Annotated in this window: 17 protein-coding genes; 13 read left to right on the forward strand and 4 right to left on the reverse strand. The window is 66.4% G+C overall.

Features of this window, described 5'->3' with window-relative positions; genetic code table 11:
- Positions 1-4: 4 nt before the first annotated feature.
- A complete protein-coding gene (locus ACSHXC_RS23535) occupies positions 5-1,504 on the reverse strand; it encodes a peptide MFS transporter (RefSeq protein WP_438293506.1) in 1,500 nt (499 codons plus the stop codon).
- A gap of 469 nt (positions 1,505-1,973) precedes the next feature.
- Between ACSHXC_RS23535 and ACSHXC_RS23540 the strand changes: the two genes are divergently transcribed.
- Positions 1,974-2,651: a response regulator transcription factor gene (locus ACSHXC_RS23540; protein ID WP_053725082.1), complete on the forward strand. Its 678-nt coding sequence runs from the start codon at positions 1,974-1,976 to the stop codon at positions 2,649-2,651.
- Between the two features lie 13 nt (positions 2,652-2,664).
- The gene (locus tag ACSHXC_RS23545; RefSeq protein WP_438293507.1) at positions 2,665-3,936 is read left to right on the forward strand and encodes an ATP-binding protein; all 1,272 of its coding nucleotides are present in this window, start codon (positions 2,665-2,667) and stop codon (positions 3,934-3,936) included.
- Positions 3,937-3,963: 27 nt separating this feature from the next.
- Here ACSHXC_RS23545 and ACSHXC_RS23550 read toward each other — a convergent pair whose 3' ends face one another.
- Complete coding sequence (locus ACSHXC_RS23550; RefSeq protein ID WP_438293508.1) at positions 3,964-4,467, reverse strand: GtrA family protein; 504 nt, start codon at positions 4,465-4,467, stop codon at positions 3,964-3,966.
- 157 nt (positions 4,468-4,624) lie between these two features.
- Between ACSHXC_RS23550 and ACSHXC_RS23555 the strand changes: the two genes are divergently transcribed.
- The 4 genes from ACSHXC_RS23555 (at position 4,625) to ACSHXC_RS23570 (ending at position 8,994) form a co-directional block, all read left to right on the forward strand.
- The gene (locus ACSHXC_RS23555) at positions 4,625-5,764 is read left to right on the forward strand and encodes a 5-(carboxyamino)imidazole ribonucleotide synthase (protein ID WP_438293509.1); all 1,140 of its coding nucleotides are present in this window, start codon (positions 4,625-4,627) and stop codon (positions 5,762-5,764) included.
- On the forward strand, positions 5,761-6,294 hold the full coding sequence (gene purE / locus ACSHXC_RS23560; RefSeq protein ID WP_438293510.1) for a 5-(carboxyamino)imidazole ribonucleotide mutase: 534 nt from the start codon (positions 5,761-5,763) through the stop codon (positions 6,292-6,294). The genes ACSHXC_RS23555 and purE overlap by 4 nt, the downstream gene beginning before the upstream one ends.
- A gap of 5 nt (positions 6,295-6,299) precedes the next feature.
- Positions 6,300-7,484, forward strand: coding sequence for a dipeptidase (locus ACSHXC_RS23565; protein ID WP_438293511.1), 1,185 nt, complete (start codon positions 6,300-6,302; stop codon positions 7,482-7,484).
- Between the two features lie 376 nt (positions 7,485-7,860).
- Positions 7,861-8,994 (forward strand): dipeptidase, encoded by a 1,134-nt coding sequence (locus tag ACSHXC_RS23570; RefSeq protein ID WP_438293512.1) that lies wholly within the window; start codon positions 7,861-7,863, stop codon positions 8,992-8,994.
- Between the two features lie 24 nt (positions 8,995-9,018).
- Here ACSHXC_RS23570 and ACSHXC_RS23575 read toward each other — a convergent pair whose 3' ends face one another.
- Positions 9,019-10,344: a UDP-glucose dehydrogenase family protein gene (locus tag ACSHXC_RS23575; RefSeq protein WP_438293513.1), complete on the reverse strand. Its 1,326-nt coding sequence runs from the start codon at positions 10,342-10,344 to the stop codon at positions 9,019-9,021.
- A gap of 190 nt (positions 10,345-10,534) precedes the next feature.
- Between ACSHXC_RS23575 and ACSHXC_RS23580 the strand changes: the two genes are divergently transcribed.
- Complete coding sequence (locus ACSHXC_RS23580) at positions 10,535-11,701, forward strand: acyl-CoA dehydrogenase family protein (protein WP_264198430.1); 1,167 nt, start codon at positions 10,535-10,537, stop codon at positions 11,699-11,701.
- 201 nt (positions 11,702-11,902) lie between these two features.
- Here ACSHXC_RS23580 and ACSHXC_RS23585 read toward each other — a convergent pair whose 3' ends face one another.
- On the reverse strand, positions 11,903-13,078 hold the full coding sequence (locus tag ACSHXC_RS23585) for a tyrosine-type recombinase/integrase (protein ID WP_438293514.1): 1,176 nt from the start codon (positions 13,076-13,078) through the stop codon (positions 11,903-11,905).
- Positions 13,079-13,202: 124 nt separating this feature from the next.
- On the opposite strand from ACSHXC_RS23585, the gene ACSHXC_RS23590 reads away from it, so the two are divergent.
- The 6 genes from ACSHXC_RS23590 (at position 13,203) to ACSHXC_RS23615 (ending at position 17,726) form a co-directional block, all read left to right on the forward strand.
- Entirely contained in the window at positions 13,203-13,766 is a 564-nt protein-coding gene (locus ACSHXC_RS23590) for a hypothetical protein (protein ID WP_438293515.1), read from the forward strand.
- A gap of 224 nt (positions 13,767-13,990) precedes the next feature.
- Positions 13,991-14,152 carry a helix-turn-helix domain-containing protein gene (locus ACSHXC_RS23595; protein ID WP_438296778.1) on the forward strand — a complete coding sequence of 54 codons (162 nt, stop codon included), beginning with the start codon at positions 13,991-13,993 and terminating at the stop codon, positions 14,150-14,152.
- Entirely contained in the window at positions 14,149-14,709 is a 561-nt protein-coding gene (locus tag ACSHXC_RS23600) for a helix-turn-helix domain-containing protein (RefSeq protein ID WP_438293516.1), read from the forward strand. Before ACSHXC_RS23595 ends, ACSHXC_RS23600 begins: the two co-directional genes overlap by 4 nt.
- Positions 14,710-15,353: 644 nt before the next feature.
- Positions 15,354-15,767 (forward strand): hypothetical protein, encoded by a 414-nt coding sequence (locus ACSHXC_RS23605; protein WP_438293517.1) that lies wholly within the window; start codon positions 15,354-15,356, stop codon positions 15,765-15,767.
- Between the two features lie 14 nt (positions 15,768-15,781).
- Complete coding sequence (locus ACSHXC_RS23610) at positions 15,782-16,648, forward strand: hypothetical protein (RefSeq protein WP_438293518.1); 867 nt, start codon at positions 15,782-15,784, stop codon at positions 16,646-16,648.
- 745 nt (positions 16,649-17,393) lie between these two features.
- Positions 17,394-17,726 carry an Lsr2 family DNA-binding protein gene (locus tag ACSHXC_RS23615; protein WP_438293519.1) on the forward strand — a complete coding sequence of 111 codons (333 nt, stop codon included), beginning with the start codon at positions 17,394-17,396 and terminating at the stop codon, positions 17,724-17,726.
- Positions 17,727-17,765: the final 39 nt, after the last annotated feature.

Raw genomic sequence — 17,765 nt, forward strand, 5'->3', positions numbered from 1 at the left:
GTGCTTAGTGCACGCCACCCATGAGCGGCTTGACCTTCTTGCGGAACATGAAGATCGCGACACCCGCGAGGACGGCGAGCCCGCCCTGGCTGGCGAACCAGTACGTCGAGTCGGTCGGGGCACCGACCAGCTGGAGCAGCGCGATGACCGAGTCGCCGGCCGTGACGGCCAGGAACCAGACACCCATCATCTGGGAGGCGTACTTCTGCGGCGCCAGCTTGGTGGTCAGCGAGAGCCCGACCGGGGAGAGCGTCAGCTCACCGATGGTCTGGATCAGGTAGACGCTGCACAGCCACAGCGGGGTGACCTTGACGTCGCCGGACGCGGCGGCCTGGGCCAGCATCATCACGAAGAACGAGGCGCCGATGAGCGTGAGGCCGAAGGCGAACTTCGACAGCGTGCTCGGCTCCTTGCTGCGCTTGCTCAGGTACACCCAGAGCCAGGCGAAGACCGGGGCCAGGGCCATCACGTACAGCGGGTTCAGGGACTGGAACCAGCTGGACGGGAAGTTCAGGCCGAACAGGTTGTTCGCGGTCTTGTCCTGCGCGAACACGCTCAGCGTCGAGCCGGTCTGGTCGTAGATGCCCCAGAAGACGGCCGCGGCGACGAAGAACCAGACGTACGCCGACATCCGGGACTGCGAGACCTCGTCGAGGTCCTTGTCACGCTTGATGCGCAGCAGGTACCAGGCCGGGATGACGAGGCCGGCGATGGTCAGCGGCCAGATGGCCCAGTCGACGGTGAAGTGACCCGAGAGGGCGAGGGCGCCGTAGGCGACGACCGCGACGGCCAGCCACAGCAGGACCTTCTTGATGATCGAGGCGCGCTCGGTCTCGGACATCGGCGTCGGGACGACGTCGCTCTCCGCCGACAAGTGGCGCGTACCGAGGAAGAAGAACAGCAGACCAAGCGCCATACCCACACCGGCGAAGGCGAAGCCCAAGTGCCAGTTGACGTTCTGGCCGACGGTGCCGATGGTCAGCGGGGCGGCGAAGGCACCGAGGTTGATGCCCATGTAGAAGACCGTGAAGCCACCGTCGCGACGCGGGTCGTTCTTGTCCGGGTACAGGTGGCCGACCATCGTGGAGATGTTGGCCTTGAGGAGACCCGAGCCGATCGCGATGGCCGCGAGCCCGATGAAGAACGAGATCTCGACCGGCACGGCCAGGAGGAAGTGGCCGATCATGATGATCGTGCCGCCGACGGCGACCGTCTTGCGGGCACCCCAGGCGCGGTCGGCGAGCCAGCCGCCCGGCAGGGCGAGCAGGTACACCATCGCGTTGTACACGGAGTAGATCGCGGTGGCCGTGGCCATGTTGAACCCGAGCCCGCCGTTGGACGCCGGGGCGACCAGGTAGAGCACGAGCAGAGCCCGCATGCCGTAGAAGCTGTAGCGCTCCCACATCTCCGTCATGAAGAGGTTGGCCAGGCCGCGGGGGTGGCCGAGGAAGGTCTTCTCGGTGCCAGTGGTGCTGGCGGAGTCCTTCGTCAGGCTGGACGCCATGGTCGATCCTTGCTTGCTCGGGACGCGCGCTTCGTGAGCGTTGAGTCGCGCCCGGTGGGGGAGGGCCGGCACCGGCATGGAGACTGTCCCCCCAACGCCTTTGGGGTCCGGCTCCGTGGGGGAGCGCGGGAAGGACAGGCCACACCGGGATCCACACCCCTTGCGCTTCTTCGCGCTGGGGCCCGGCCCGTAGGTCATTCACTGATCTCAAGACTGGCGAAGCCGGTCCTGTGCAGAAAAGAGACCCTTGGCGCGCCAAGCAAGCCAAAGGTCCCCGTGTAGTGCTATAGGCGTTGGCACACCATACGTCACCCAACTGCGGCATATGGAAGGACTTGAGAGATGGATCACAGGCATCCCTGGAACCACTGACCGTGATTCGAAGGTGTTAAACAAGATCGCTTCGTAGACCCGCAGGGTGGGTGGATCACCTGACGCATTGTCGCCGCCGCGGACTACCATCACCTCCATGACCCGTGTACTGCTCGCCGAGGACGACGCGTCCATCTCGGAGCCACTGGCCCGCGCCCTGCGCAGGGAGGGTTACGAGGTCGAGGTGCGCGAGGACGGCCCGACCGCCCTCGACGCCGGACTGCAGGGGGGCGCCGACCTGGTCGTGCTCGACCTGGGGCTTCCCGGCATGGACGGCCTCGAAGTCGCCCGGAGGCTGCGCTCCGAGGGACACACCGTCCCCATCCTCGTGCTCACCGCCCGCGCCGACGAGGTGGACACCGTGGTCGGCCTCGACGCCGGCGCCGATGACTACGTGACCAAGCCCTTCCGCCTGGCCGAACTGCTCGCGAGGGTCCGGGCGCTGCTGCGCCGCGGCGCCACCGAGCCGGTGCCCCAGCCCGCCACCCACGGGGTGCGGATCGACGTCGAGTCGCACCGCGCCTGGATGGGCGACGAGGAGCTCCAGCTCACCGCCAAGGAGTTCGACCTGCTCAGGGTCCTGGTGCGGGACGCCGGCCGGGTCGTGACCCGCGACCAGCTCATGCGCGAGGTCTGGGACACCACGTGGTGGTCCTCGACCAAGACGCTCGACATGCACATCTCGTGGCTGCGCAAGAAGCTCGGCGACGACGCGGCCAACCCGCGCTACATCGCCACCGTCCGCGGAGTCGGCTTCCGCTTCGAGAAGAGCTAGAGCACCTCCGCACATGCGCCGTCGACTGATCAACTCCACACTCGCGGTCGTTCTCGTGGTGATCGCGGTCTTCGGCGTCTCCCTCGTCATCGTCGAGACACGGACCATCAGCAGCAGCGCCCAGGAGAGCGTCAATTCCGAGGCGCTGAGGCTGGTCTCCGTCGTCGACAGCCGCACCCTGGCGAACGAGACGATCAACGCGCAGGTCCTGGACGAACAGATCGACCCCAAGCGCTACGCCCGCATCGAGATCCCGGGCCGCCCGGTGATGGAGATCGGCCAGAAGCCCGAGGGCACCGTCATCAAGGGCACCGCCGTGGGCGAGCGCGGCGAGTCCGTCCTGGTCGAGGAGTCCCGCTCCACGGTCACGAAGGAGGTCGGGCGCACGCTGCTGATCATCGGCGCGGTGGCCCTGCTCGCCATCGTGTCCGCGGTGCTCCTGGCCGTACGCCAGGCCAACAAGCTGGCCTCCCCGCTCACCGACCTCGCCGAGACCGCCGAGCGGCTCGGCTCGGGCGACCCGCGCCCGCGCCACAAGCGGTACGGGGTGCCCGAGCTCGACCGGGTCGCCGATGTGCTCGACTCCTCGGCCGACCGGATCGGCCGGATGCTCACCGCGGAGCGCCGCCTCGCCGCGGACGCCTCGCACCAGCTGCGTACGCCGCTGACCGCGCTGTCCATGCGCCTGGAGGAGATCGCCCTCACCGACGACCTCGACACGGTCAAGGAAGAGGCGACGATCGCGCTCACCCAGGTCGAGCGGCTCACCGACGTCGTGGAGCGCCTCCTCACCAACAACCGCGATCCGCGCACCGGTTCGGCCGTGGTCTTCTCCCTGGACGAGGTCGTCAAGCAGCAGCTGGAGGAGTGGCGCCCGGCCTACCGCAGCGCGGGCCGCGCGATCGTGCGCTCGGGGAAGACGGGTCTGAAGGCGGTCGGAACGCCGGGCGCCGTCGCCCAGGTGCTGGCGGCGCTGATCGAGAACTCGCTGATGCACGGCGGCGGCACGGTCGCGGTACGCACCCGCGTCACCGGGAACCAGGCCGTGGTGGAGGTCACCGACGAGGGCCCGGGCGTGCGTCCCGACCTCGGTGCGCGGATCTTCGAGCGGACCATCAGCGGCCGCAACTCCACGGGCATCGGCCTCGCCGTCGCCCGCGACCTCGCGGAGGCCGACGGCGGCCGGCTCGAAATGCTCCAGCAGCAGCCGGCGGTGTTCGCACTGTTCCTCAGCAGGGAGGCGCGGGGGCGCCGGGAGCCGGAGCGTACGGAAACGATCCGCTGACCCGCCCTGGTGGCTCAGCGCACGCGGTCAGCGCTTGGCGGGGACGGCGGGCCGGGGGTCGTCGAGAAACGATTCCGCCGTCTGCACGGCCTCCCGGGCGGGCAGTGCGCGGAAGACCCAGGTGCGGTAGGACCAGAACCGGAACAGCGTGCCGATGCCGATGCCGGCGAACTTGAAGAAGTTGTTCTGCCACGGGCTGTTCCAGCCGAAGCCGTACGTCGCCGCGTACAGAATCCCGTTCTCGATCACCGCGCCGACCACGCTGAACAGCAGGAACAGGGTGAGCTCACGGGCCCGGCCGCTCTTCTCGCGGTCCCGGTAGGTGAAGTAGCGGAAGCCCAGGTAGTTGAAGGCGACCGCGATCGCGGTGGCCAGCAGGCTGGCCCGCACGACCTGGAGCTCGGTCGTGTGCCGCAGCAGGTTGAAGGCGCCCATGTTCACGAGTACCCCGAGCCCGCCGACGGCTCCGAACTTGGCGACCTCCCGGACGAGCAGTCGCAGTCGCGATGGCGACGCGCCCTGTGCACTCATGGTGATCGCCCAGCCCCGTCCGAGTAGGTGTGCTTTTCGTGCCAGTCAACCCGCCCATGCTAACCACCCCCTCCGCGCGACGCCCCCGGGCGTCCGTATTGCCCCGGGCGCAACCGGGCCATGGAGGGCCCGCGGAGGCGGCGGATACCCTGGAGGTGTGACGTTCCCGGTAGTCGGCATGGTCGGCGGCGGTCAGCTCGCCCGCATGACCCACGAGGCGGGCATCCCCCTCGGCATCAGATTCAAGCTCCTCAGTGACACCCCGCAGGACTCGGCGGCCCAGGTGGTGAGCGACGTCGTCATCGGCGACTATCGCGACCTGGACACGCTGCGTGACTTCGCGCGCGGCTGTGACGTGATCACTTTCGATCACGAACACGTTCCGACCGAACACCTGCGGGCCCTGGAAGCGGACGGCATCGTCGTCCGGCCGGGGCCCGACGCGTTGGTGCACGCCCACGACAAGGGGGTGATGCGCGCCCGGCTCAGCGAGATCGGCGCGCCCTGCCCCCGCCACCGCGTCGTGGCCGACCCGGCGGACGTGAGCGCGTTCGCAGCCGAGGGCGAGGGCTACCCCGTCATCCTCAAGACGGTGGTGGGCGGCTACGACGGCAAGGGCGTGTGGTTCGTACGCTCCGAGGCGGACGCGGCCGACGCCTTCAAGGCGGGCGTCGACGTCCTCGCCGAGGAGAAGGTCGACTTCGTACGGGAGCTGGCGGCCAACGTCGTACGGTCCCCCAGCGACCAGGCCGTGGCCTACCCCGTGGTCGAGTCGATCCAGGTGGACGGGGTCTGCGACACGGTGATCGCCCCCGCGCCCGACCTCGACGACGCGCTGGCGGGCGAGGCGCAGGAACTCGCGCTGCGGATCGCCAAGGAGCTGGGCGTGGTCGGCCACCTCGCGGTCGAGCTCTTCGAGACCCGCGACGGCCGCATCCTGGTCAACGAGCTCGCGATGCGCCCGCACAACTCCGGCCACTGGACCCAGGACGGCGCGATCACCTCGCAGTTCGCCAACCACGTCCGCGCCGTCCTCGACCTCCCCCTGGGCGACCCGCGCCCGCGGTCGAAGTGGACCGTGATGTGCAACGTGCTCGGCGGCGACTACCCGGACATGTACTACGCGTACCTGCACTGCATGGCCCGGGACCCGCAGCTCAAGATCCACATGTATGGAAAGGACGTGAAGCCCGGCCGCAAGGTGGGCCACGTCAACACCTACGGCGACGACCTCGCGGACGTCCGCGAGCGGGCCCGCCACGCAGCCGACTACCTCAGAGGAACGATCACCGAATGAGCTCCACCACTGGTCCCGTCGTCGGCATCGTCATGGGCTCGGACTCCGACTGGCCGGTCATGGAGGCCGCCGCCAAGGCCCTCGACGAGTTCGAGATCCGGTACGAGGTCGACGTCGTCTCCGCGCACCGGATGCCGCACGAGATGATCGCGTACGGCGAGCACGCGGCGGACCGCGGCCTGAAGGCGGTCATCGCGGGCGCGGGCGGCGCCGCCCACCTGCCCGGCATGCTGGCCTCGGTCACCCCGCTGCCGGTCATCGGCGTCCCGGTCCCGCTCAAGTACCTGGACGGCATGGACTCGCTGCTGTCCATCGTGCAGATGCCGGCCGGGGTGCCGGTCGCCACCGTCTCGGTCGGCGGCGCGCGCAACGCGGGCCTGCTGGCGGCGCGCATCCTGGCGGTGCACGACGCCGAACTCCTCGCCCGCATGCGGGAGTTCCAGCAGGAGCTCAACGACCAGGCCACCGAGAAGGGCAAGCGGCTGCGGGCGAAGGTCGAGGGTTCGGGCGCCTTCGGATTCGGAAAGTGAGTCCCATGACGCATCTCGACGAAGCCCGCGCCCTGCTCTCCCGCCACCCCGTCGTCGACGGCCACAACGACCTGCCCTGGGCGCTGCGCGCCAAGGCACGTTACGACCTCGAACGCTGCGACCTCGCGACCGACCTGACCGGCCGCACCCACACCGACCTCAAGCGGCTGCGGGCGGGCGGGGTCGGCGCGCAGTTCTGGTCCGTGTACGTCCGTACCGACCTGGCGGGCGACGAGGCGGTCAGCGCGACCCTGGAGCAGATCGACTGCGTCGACCAGATGCTGGCCCGCTACCCCGGCGACCTGGCGCCCGCGCTCACCGCGGACGACATGGAGGCGGCCCGCGCCGAGGGCCGCATCGCCTCCCTGAAGGGCGCCGAGGGCGGCCACTCGATCAACAACTCCCTTGCCACGCTGAGGGCGTTGTACGCGCTGGGCGTCCGGTACATGACCCTGACCCACAACGACAACCTGCCGTGGGCGGACTCGGCGACGGACGAGCCGGGGGTGGGGGGTCTTTCGCCGTTCGGCCACGAGGTCGTACGCGAGATGAACCGCATGGGCATGCTGGTGGACCTGTCGCACGTGGCAGCGACGACGATGCGGGACGCACTGTCGACCACTACCGCCCCGGTGATCTTCTCCCACTCCTCCTCCCGGGCGATCTGCGACCACCCGCGCAACATCCCGGACGACGTACTGGCCCAGCTGCCGGGCAATGGCGGGGTGGCGATGGCGACCTTCGTCCCGAAGTTCATCCTGCCGGCGGCGGTGGCCTGGACCCAGGCGGCGGACGAGAACCTGCGGGCGCACGGACACCACCACCTGGACACCTCGCCGGAGGCGATGAAGCTCCACGAGGCGTTCGAGGCGACGAACCCCAGGCCCATCGCGACGGCCGCGACGGTGGCGGACCACCTGGACCACATGCGGGAGGTCGCCGGGGTCGACCACATCGGGATCGGCGGCGACTTCGACGGTACGGCGTTCACGCCGGCGGGCCTGGACGACGTCTCGGGGTACCCGAACCTGGTGGCCGAGCTGCTGTCCCGGGGCTGGTCCTCGGCGGACCTGGCGAAGCTGACGTGGTCGAATGCGGTGCGGGTGCTGCGCGACGCGGAGTCCGTTTCCAGGGAGCTGCGCGCTCGGCGTGGCCCCTCGAACGCGGTGCGAGCAGACCTGGACGCCTGACCCGGGCCACCTTCCGGGGGCGCCGCCCCCGGACCCCCGCTCCTCAAACGCCGGAGGGGCTGAGCAGGCCGTCGACCGGCCGCGGGCCGTGGTTGCTGGTCGCGCAGTTCCTCGCGCCCCTAACAGCGTCGGTGCTGGCCAGCGCAGGCATCTTTAGCCTGTCCGGCGTTTGAGGACGAGCGCCCTTAAGGCGCGAACGGGGTCTGGGGCGGAGCCCCAGGAGACCGGCCTCCCTCTTACTCCAACCCCCGGCGGGTCTCGGGAAGGGGCGGGGTGGGGGAAGGGGCCCCCGAACGGCCCATCCGCCGCGACCCCGCCGCCCCCGCATGGCACCGTGGCCGTACTGCCGCCACCGCCGACCCGCCGGGAGCACGTCATGGCAGATCTGCAGGACGCCCCCGAGGACACCTCGGCCGTCGGCGAGTTCGAGCCGAACCCCGGACCCCCCGGACCCCCCGCCCCCGTATACGTACCGGAATACGGCGACGACTGCCTCGCCCGGGCCCGGAACCTGCTCGCCGCCTACCCCGTGGCGGACGGGCACAACACCCTGGCGAAGGCCCTCGGGCAGATCCCCTGGCACGACCTGGAGGTCGGCGAGAGCGGGCTCGACACGGACATCCCGCGGCTGCGGGCCGGCGGGGTGGGCGCGCAGTTCTGGGCGCTGACCGCGGACGCCGACTGTCCGGACCCGGCAGGCGTCACCCTGGACCGGCTCGACCGGATCCGCTCGCTGATCGCCTCGTACCCGGAGTGGCTGCGGCTCGCCCTGAGCGGCGGGGACCTCGCGGACGCCCGCAACTGCGGCCGCATCGCCTCGTTCCTCGGCCCCGTGGCCGCGCACGCGCTCGGCGACTCGCTGGGCACGCTGCGGGCGTACCACCTCCTCGGTGTGCGGGTCCTCGCGCTGGGCCCGGGCACCCGCTGGACCGAGCCGGGGCTCACCCGCTTCGGCCTGGAAGTGGTGCGCGAGGCGAACCGGCTCGGGATGCTGCTCGACCTCTCGGGCGCGGAACCGGGCACCTGGCGCCGCATCATCGACAACTCCAAGGCCCCGGCGCTGCTCTCGCGCTCGGCGGCGGCCTCCCTCACCAAGCACCCGCTGAACGCCTCCGACGAGCTGCTCGCCGAGCTGGGCATGAGCGGCGGGGTCTGCCTGGTGAGCTTCGACCCCGAGCAGATCGAGCAGGGCGGCCGGGCCGTCTCCGTACGCGATGTGGCCGATCACATCGAGCGGGTGCGGGATGTGGCCGGGCCCTCCCACGTGGGGCTTGCGGGAACGTTCGGGCTGGTCAGGGGCGCCCCGCGGATCCCCGGCCTCGAAGACGCCTCCTGCTATCCGACGCTGATCGCCGAACTCCTCGGACGGGGCTGGACCGAACCCGAAATCGGGGCGCTGACCTGGGAGAACTTCGCCCGGGTCGTCCGCGATGTGGAGTTCACGGCCCGCGCCACGGCGCCGCGCAGGACCCCGTCGAAGGCCACGATCGAGGACCTCGACGGGCCCTGAGCGGGGCCCTGACCGCACGGGCCGTCAGGCGCGCGGACGTCCCATCGCGCGGTACGTCCAGCCCGCCTCGCGCCACTTCGCCGGGTCCAGCGCGTTGCGCCCGTCCAGGATGATCCGGCTGGAGGTGGCCTTCGCGAGCTCGGCCGGGTCGAGGTCGCGGAACTCGCGCCACTCGGTCAGGTGCAGGACGACATCGGCGCCGCGCACCGCGTCGTACGCCGAGTCGGCGTAGCCGAGCGTCGGGAAGAGGCGGCGGGCGTTGGCCATGCCCTTCGGGTCGTACACCGTGACCTGGCCGCCCTGGAGGTGGATCTGCCCGGCGACGTTCAGCGCGGGGGAGTCCCGTACGTCGTCGGAGTCGGGCTTGAAGGTGGCGCCGAGGACCGCGACCCGCTTGCCGAGGAAGGTCTCGCCGCCCACCGCCTCGCGGGCCAGCTCCACCATGTGGCCGCGGCGGCGCATGTTGACCGAGTCGACCTCGCGCAGGAAGGTCAGCGCCTGGTCGGCGCCGAGCTCGCCGGCCCGCGCCATGAACGCCCGGATGTCCTTGGGCAGGCAGCCGCCGCCGAAGCCGATGCCGGCCCGCAGGAACTTCTTTCCGATGCGCTCGTCGTGGCCGATGGCCTCGGCCAGCTTCACCACGTCGCCGTCGGCGGCCTCGCAGACCTCGGCCATGGCGTTGATGAACGAGATCTTGGTGGCGAGGAAGGAGTTCGCGGCGGTCTTGACCAGCTCGGCAGTCGGGAAGTCGGTCACCACGAACGGAGAGCCCTCGCCGATGGGGCCCGCGTACACCTCGCGGAGCAGCTTCTCGGCGCGCTCGCTCTCCACGCCGACCACGATCCGGTCCGGGTGCAGGGTGTCGTCGACGGCGAAGCCCTCGCGCAGGAACTCCGGGTTCCACGCCAGCTCCACGCCCTCGGGCAGCGCCGCCGCGAGCCGGGCCGCCGAGCCGACCGGCACCGTCGACTTGCCCACGACCAGCGCCCCGTCCCGCAGGTGCGGGGCGAGCGAGCCGAAGGCGGAGTCCACGAAGCTCATGTCACAGGCGTACTCGCCGTGCTTCTGCGGGGTGTTCACGCAGACGAAGTGCACATCGCCGAACGCCCCCACTTCCTCCCAGGAGGTGGTGAACCGCAGCCGCCCGGTCGCCCCCTCGATCCCCGCGACGTGCTTGCGCAGCAGCTCTTCGAGGCCGGGCTCGTACATGGGGACGCGCCCCTGGCCCAGCAGCTCGATCTTCTCGGGGACCACGTCCAGGCCGAGCACCTCGAACCCCAGCTCCGCCATGGCCGCGGCATGGGTGGCTCCGAGATATCCGGTGCCGATCACGGTGATCTTGAGGGCCATGCGGTGCTCCTGGAAGTGCGGGCTCGGGAGGCGGGCGGCGTACGGGCGACGAACGCGCTGCCCGAGCATAGTCGGGCCCCGGGCAGGCCCCCTTTTCGGGCTGTCGCCAAGCTCACGTATGCCTGCGGCGGTCCGGCCCCCTAAAATTAGGTTACTTAACGGTAGTTAGCGTCTTGGGGAGTGAGAGACCTTGGCCGGAACGGCTGGCAACTCGGAGTTCGACCTGTACCGCCCGTCCGAGGAGCACGACATGCTCCGCGACGCCATCCGCTCGCTCTCCGAGGCCAAGATCGGCCCGTTCGCGGCCGAGGTCGACGAGCAGGCCCGCTTCCCCCGGGAGGCGCTCGACGCGCTCGTAGCCAACGACCTGCACGCCGTGCACGTGCCGGAGGAGTACGGCGGCGCCGGCGCCGACGCGCTCGCGACCGTCATCGTGATCGAAGAGGTCGCGCGGGTCTGCGCCTCCTCCTCCCTCATCCCCGCCGTGAACAAGCTCGGCTCGCTCCCGGTGATCCTCTCCGGCTCCGAGGAGCTGAAGAAGAAGTACCTGGGCCCGCTGGCCAAGGGCGAGGGCATGTTCTCGTACTGCCTCTCCGAGCCGGACGCGGGCTCGGATGCGGCGGGCATGAAGACGAAGGCCGTCCGCGACGGTGACTTCTGGGTCCTCAACGGCGTGAAGCGCTGGATCACCAACGCCGGCGAGAGCGAGTACTACACGGTCATGGCCGTGACCGACCCCGAGAAGCGCTCGAAGGGCATCAGCGCCTTCGTCGTCGAGAAGTCGGACGAGGGCGTCTCCTTCGGCGCCCCCGAGAAGAAGCTCGGCATCAAGGGCTCGCCGACCCGCGAGGTCTACCTCGACAACGTCCGCATCCCCGCCGACCGCATGATCGGCGAGGAGGGCACGGGCTTCGCGACCGCCATGAAGACCCTGGACCACACCCGCATCACCATCGCGGCCCAGGCCCTCGGCATCGCGCAGGGCGCCCTCGACTACGCCAAGGGCTACGTCCAGGAGCGCAAGCAGTTCGGCAAGGCGATCGCCGACTTCCAGGGCATCCAGTTCATGCTGGCCGACATGGCCATGAAGCTGGAGGCCGCCCGCCAGCTCACCTACTCGGCCGCCGCCAAGTCCGAGCGCCTCGACAGCGACCTGACGTTCTTCGGCGCCGCCGCCAAGTGCTTCGCCTCCGACGTCGCCATGGAGATCACCACCGACGCCGTCCAGCTCCTCGGCGGCTACGGCTACACCCGCGACTACCCGGTCGAGCGCATGATGCGCGACGCCAAGATCACCCAGATTTATGAAGGCACGAATCAGGTGCAGCGGATCGTCATGTCGAGGAACCTGCCGTAGCGGGGTTTTCGCAGGTCACCGGCCCTATCCGGCCCTCTGCGAGCCGTGGTCGGCTTCCTGCCCGCTCCGGCCCAGTTCGGGCCGATCATGGGCGTCATGCTGGGGAAATCCTGGGCTGACGCCGGGCACGAAACCGCCTCCGACCTGCACAAACACCACGGCCCCCGGCGTCATGCCGGGGGCCGTTCGTGTGCGCTCTTCTCAGGCGACTTCGGTTCGCGCGGTGGGGTCGTCCGCACCTGGCGTCAGCATGGTCGCGATGGCTGCCCGCCCGCGCTGCTCGGCTCCTTCGAAGATGTAGTGATAGTGCTCGCGCAGCACATCCGTGCTGCTGTGGCCCATCCAGTCGGCAACGTCGTTCTCGGGGACGCCCGCGTACAGGAGCCGTGATCCGTAGTAGTGCCGCATGGAGTGCGGCTTGCAGTACGCCACCCCTCCCTTGGCCAGGGCGACGAGCCAAATCTGGCGGTAGAAGTACGAGGCGTACAGATACCCGGTGCGGGTCACGTTGGGGAACAGCAGCCGCTCCGGCCCCCACACGCCGTGGTTCTTGATGTGCCGTCGCAGCTCGAACGCGACGTTCGGAGGGAGCGGCACCACCCGCCCCGGCTCTTCCTCATCGCGTGCCTTGATGTGCCGTCGCTGTAGTGCACTGTTCTTGCCGGACTCGGTTTCGCCGTCCTCAGCAATCTGAAAGTCAACGCGCAGGACTTCGCCCTTGAAGTCGATCTGATCCCGTGAGACGGCCATGGCTTCCCCGAGGCGCAGACCGCATCCCGCCATCAGCCACAGCATCGCCCGGTACCGGGCGGGCGCCCCATCGAGCATCGCCAGCACTTCCCGAGTCGTGAGCCGACGGGCGTTGCTCTTGTGCTCGCGTATCTCCTTGGCGCGACTCCCGGCGTGCCTGATCTTCTTGCACGGGTTGCGCCCGATGATCTCGTTGACGACGGCCCAGTCCATCATCCCCGAGAAGAACGAGAACCGCTGGCGGCGAGTTCGGGCGGACAGCTTGCGGTCCTGCTCCATCCACAAGAGCCACTGCTCAATGTCCGCCACCTTCAGGGACACGATGGAACGAGCCTTGAAGAACGGTTCGAGGGTCGTGTTCTGGATCGAGCGGTACTGCTTCTTGGTGCTGTTCTCCAGCTTCCTTTGATTCGTCCACTGCTCCCAGACCGCAGTAACGGGCTGCTTGCCCAGCTTGTCGTCCAGGTACGTCCCCGCGTCGAGCTCTCGCTCCTTCCGCTTGCGATGGTCGTCGGCGCGCTTCTTGGTCTCGAAGGACTTCTGTCGCTGCTTGCCGTCGGGGTCGTACCAGTAGGCCGTCCACTTCTTCGGGTCGTCCGTCGATCTCGTCACCCATGCCCGTGCCACTGCTTGCCCGCCCCTCCAGTAGGTACGCGGGCTGTCCTGAGTGGCTGCCCGCTCTCAAGTCTGAACACGGGCAACCCTGGGTTGTCAACATAGGGTGGACAACCCAGGGTGGTACGGTCGGGGTATGGCATCAGATGAAACTGGGTTCGAGGTCACGCAGCAGCAAGGAGCGTGGACGGTCCGCATGTGGTGGCCGGTCGGTCCAATCACCGGCGGGCCGCAGCGCATCACGGTCGAGCAGGCAGAAGGAGCACCGGCGCGCGACGTGGCAAGAGGCATCTCGACCACTGTTCTGCGCCGCCTCGATCTCGCGGGGGCGCTCAAGATTGCGGAGCAGGGTGCACCGCAAGCACAGGAGGCGTTGCAGGGCCTCACTGAGGTCCTTGAACGACTCGGCAAGACAGCTGGTCTGTTGCTCAAGCGCGGGGGAGTGTCAGGCACCTACTTGGCTGCCCTGGCAACCGCCTATCAGGGCATGGCAGAGATGGGGATGCAGGCGCCGGTGCGCTGGTTGGCGCAACTCATCGAGCGTCGTCCGGAGACGATCAAGGGCCACTTGAAGCAAGCGCGCAGGGACGGCTATCTGACGACTGTGGCTGGCAAGGCGGGGGGTGAACTGACCGACAAGACGGTGGAGGAGTTGAAGGGAACTGAATATCAAGCATTCGCGAAGGAATTTGAGCAATAAGAGAATCGGAGATGAGGTACTGCGTGGCAGATAAGTTGATGACCGTTGACGATGGTGGGTGACTTATGGGCATCCTTCACTCACCGAGCGACAGCAGGCGGAAACGGAGAAATGTCGGGCACGGCTGTCACAGTGTGACGCCCCCTGACCTGTGAACTTTTCATGGCATGAAAAGTCAGGACCGCACCGACACAAGCGATAGGAGTCGCAGACACTTGGAACAGATGCTGACCGTGGACGACGTGGCCGAGATCCTTGTACGCCCGAAATCCTGGGTGTACTCCAACCATGTACGGGAGGGGATTCCGTTTCGCAAGATTGGGCAAGCGTTGCGATGTCGACCGGCCGACCTTGAAAAGTGGATTGATGCGCAGGAGGTGGCGTGAGCTTCACTCATCCCACCTGCGAGCACGGCCCGATGAAAATCGCTGACCGCAAACTTTCCCCGGGCGGTCCCATTTTCCCCTGGTGGCATTGCCGGGCAGGTGATGAGTTCTGTACTCAGACCCGGGGGCGAATGTCCCACCCGAACGAGACTGATCTCCCGCCGGAAGCGCCATATGCCGTCGTGGCAGACGAACAGCCGCTAAAAGCACCTGAGGGACCCCGGCCGTCTGTCAGCGCCTCCACGGAACTCGCAGGCCCGCTGTCGGTGGCTGACTGGCAGCGGGAGCTAAGAGCATCCGCCTTTGCGTCCACCATCAAGCTTGTTGGGTTCACGATCTCGACCTATGCAGACATTGCCACCGGAGCGAATGCCCACCCGTCCATGACCACCGTCGCAAACAACAGCGGAATCACACGCACGACAGCCAACAAGCACACAACCAAGCTCAAGAAGGCCGGATGGTTGAAGGCAACCGGAGAGAAGAAGCTGCCGGGGAAGCGAGGCAAGGGGGTCAAGGTCTACCAGTTGGTTCTCCCCCGACACCTTCAAACGTGACTCTGAATGTGTCCCAGGGATCACATAGACCAAAACAGTACCTACAAGGCATGAATCCTTGATTGGTACGGTCGCCGGGCCGAAGGCGGGAGGCGACTCCTAGCAGCCTTTGAGGACGACAGTGTGTCGTTTCCAAAAGGGCTCCGTGCTAGATATTCACCTGTACCAAGGGCGTCGTTCTTAGCGACACCCTTCATCTCCCGAGGTTGCTAACCATTTTGAGACTGTGAGGCACGTCTCACCCTCCGAGTGTCCCGAACCTTCATCCGTGACCATGCTTCCAAGTATGAGAGATAGATAGTTCCTTCTCCTTCTCTCTCATGCAGGCCATGACGATCTCCATCGGTCGTCATGGCCTTTCTTTTTGCCTAAAATCTCGACAGCTCCAAGGAGGCCTGTCACTTGTGATCAATCTCTGTGCTGTATGCGACCGGGAGAATGAGAACAGACTCGGCTCCTTTTTCTGCTCCGACCCCTGCTCAATGCGAGGGGATCTCATTGCCTCGCGAGCTCGGCAGGCTGATTCTTCCCCGATAGAAAGCCCTAAGACTGTAGGAGAGTGGCGAGCTTCATACCGACGCTTCTCAAACAGAGGAGAACTCGCCCCCTACCGGACGATCGACAACTAGATAGGAGATACGAACGTGGCCATCAATATCCCGGAAGCTCAGACTGCCCCGCAGGGGCCTGAAAATCCTTCGGACACCCAAGAGGTTAGCAAGTCTGTCACGGTGCCGGAGGCGCCGGTAAAGGCCGTTTCTGACCCGTTGGAGATTATGCGTGCCGAGCTTGCTCAGGAATATGCGGGGAAGTTTGCCCGTGCTGAACTGAGGGTGCAGGCCGCTCAGGCTGGCGTGACCATTCCGGACGCCCTTTCGGATGCTCTCGACACGTCCAAGCTGCTTGATGCTGACGGTCAGCCGAATACAGACCTGATTGCATCCATTGTCGACGCAATCCCTAAGGAACCAATGTACGCACAAAATATTGGCCTTGGCCGACAGGGTGGCCCCATTGATATACAGCCTCGCTTTAACATCAACCCCAACCGTTACTAACCCAGGAGCCTCATTTGAGCTGGACCACATCCCGCACCGACTCGTTTATCCCCAAGATTTGGTCCGAGGCCGTCCGATTCGGATACGACGCCTCCACTGTGTTCTCCTCCCGTCTCGTCAGCAACCGTGACTACGAAGGGGACATCAAGAGCTACGGCGATACGGTAAAGATTAATACCGTTTCCACTCCGGCCGTTCAGAAGTACACGCCTTTCACGAAGCTCAAAGACGAAGATATCTCCACATCGAGTGTGGATCTGTCGATTGATCAGAGTGACGCGTGGATGTTCAAGGTCGATGACGTGATTACTGCCCAGCAGCGCGGATCTCTCGCCGCAGGATCAACGGCTAAGGAAGGCCGCAAGCTGGCCGTAGCAGCCGACCTCTACATGTCCGGACTCATCACCGCGTCCAAGGACGTCGACAAGACCACTGCGCTCGCCCTCAATAAGACTGAGAACCCCGGGGAGCAGATCTACACGGGCGGAATTCTCGAACTTTCACAGAAACTCGACGACAACCTGATCCCCAACAATGGGCGATACCTTGTCGTGTCGCCGCGCATCAAGAAGTACCTTCTCCACTCTCCTCGCTTCACTGCCGCCGACGCTTATGGCTCCACTGATCCCATTCGCAACGGCATTATTGGCCGCATTGCTGGATTCACTGTCGCTGTCACTACTCTCATGCCGAAGGGTGCCGACATCGTCGCCGGTCACACGGACGGCCTGACTATCGCTGACCAGCTCGTGAAGACCGAGGCCACGCGGGAACCGCAGGGATTCTTCGACTACGTGAAGGGCCTGCACCTCTACGGCGGCCTGCTCCTGGAGCCGAAGGCCATTGTTACCGCTACCGTCGCCGACCCTGTAAAGAACTGACGCAATACCTTTCGGGGCCCTGGATCACCATTCCAGGGTCCCGTTTCTTTGCGTTTCAATACCAATAACCGAGCGTAAGGGAATGCGACTGGCGATATTCCAGATGCGTACATAGCCTAAAGACCGGCCTCGGCTGGCGGTTCCGAGAGAAAAGGATGCACATTACCCCACCTCTTTTTCGTGAATGAAGTCACGCCTTCAATTCGTTCATCTTCCTTCTTTCTCTATTCAATTCGTGAGATTATGAATGTGTTGGTCGATTGTTTGAGCTTCGCTCCGGTCGGCCGTGAATTCTCCTCGCGATTCCGTAGGGCATGAAGGATGGTCAGGAATGCTTAAATCAGTTCCCGTGACACATTTCGTGGACATGAGGGTGTGCGACACCCATGAGGCTCGGGGTGTGGACGTAGAGGCTGTGACGGCTATGTCGCTTCCCGTGGTGGATGGTGGCACTTCTCCGACTCTGGACCTTTGTGGAACATGTGCGAGGGTCGCGTCTGATGCTCTTCTGCGGGCCTTTGGTATGGGTGGTGGGCTGGATGCCGCAGAGAACGATTCTCGGCCTGTAGAAGTAGCCTCACAGCCTTCCGATGTACCGGAGCAGAATGAGCGTGAGGCTGACACGGATGCAGACCTTAAGGACTACTGCGCCCGGATCACAGATTCACGTACGGCTACGAAGGGACGGAAGCTGATTTACGGCACGCAGAGTGCACGAGCTCAGTACGAGCGGCACCGTGAGCGTGTGGCCAAGATCAGCAATGCTGAGCGTTCCCACTTTGAGGAATGGTGCAGGCACAACGGGCATGACGTGCATGCCACAGCGTCGCATCTTCTGTTCAGGTCGTGGCTTTGGGAGAATTTCCCCGCCAAGGGTCGCGAGTATGCCGACGCTTTGAAGGCTCGTTCCGGCAATGAGAATGGGGCCACGGAACGGGATGAGAATCGTGTGATCCGGGAATGGGCGCGTGATCATGGTTATGTGGTGTCGGCTCGGGGGCGCCTGTCGATGGAGGTACGACACGCTTACCGGCTGGCGCATCGGGAGTCTGCTGATAAGGAGTCCCACGCAGCGTGAACTGTCGCGACGGTTATGAGCAACTGGCTCTTGGCATGG

This window comes from Streptomyces sp. HUAS TT7 (assembly GCF_051550175.1).
GTDB lineage: Bacteria > Actinomycetota > Actinomycetes > Streptomycetales > Streptomycetaceae > Streptomyces.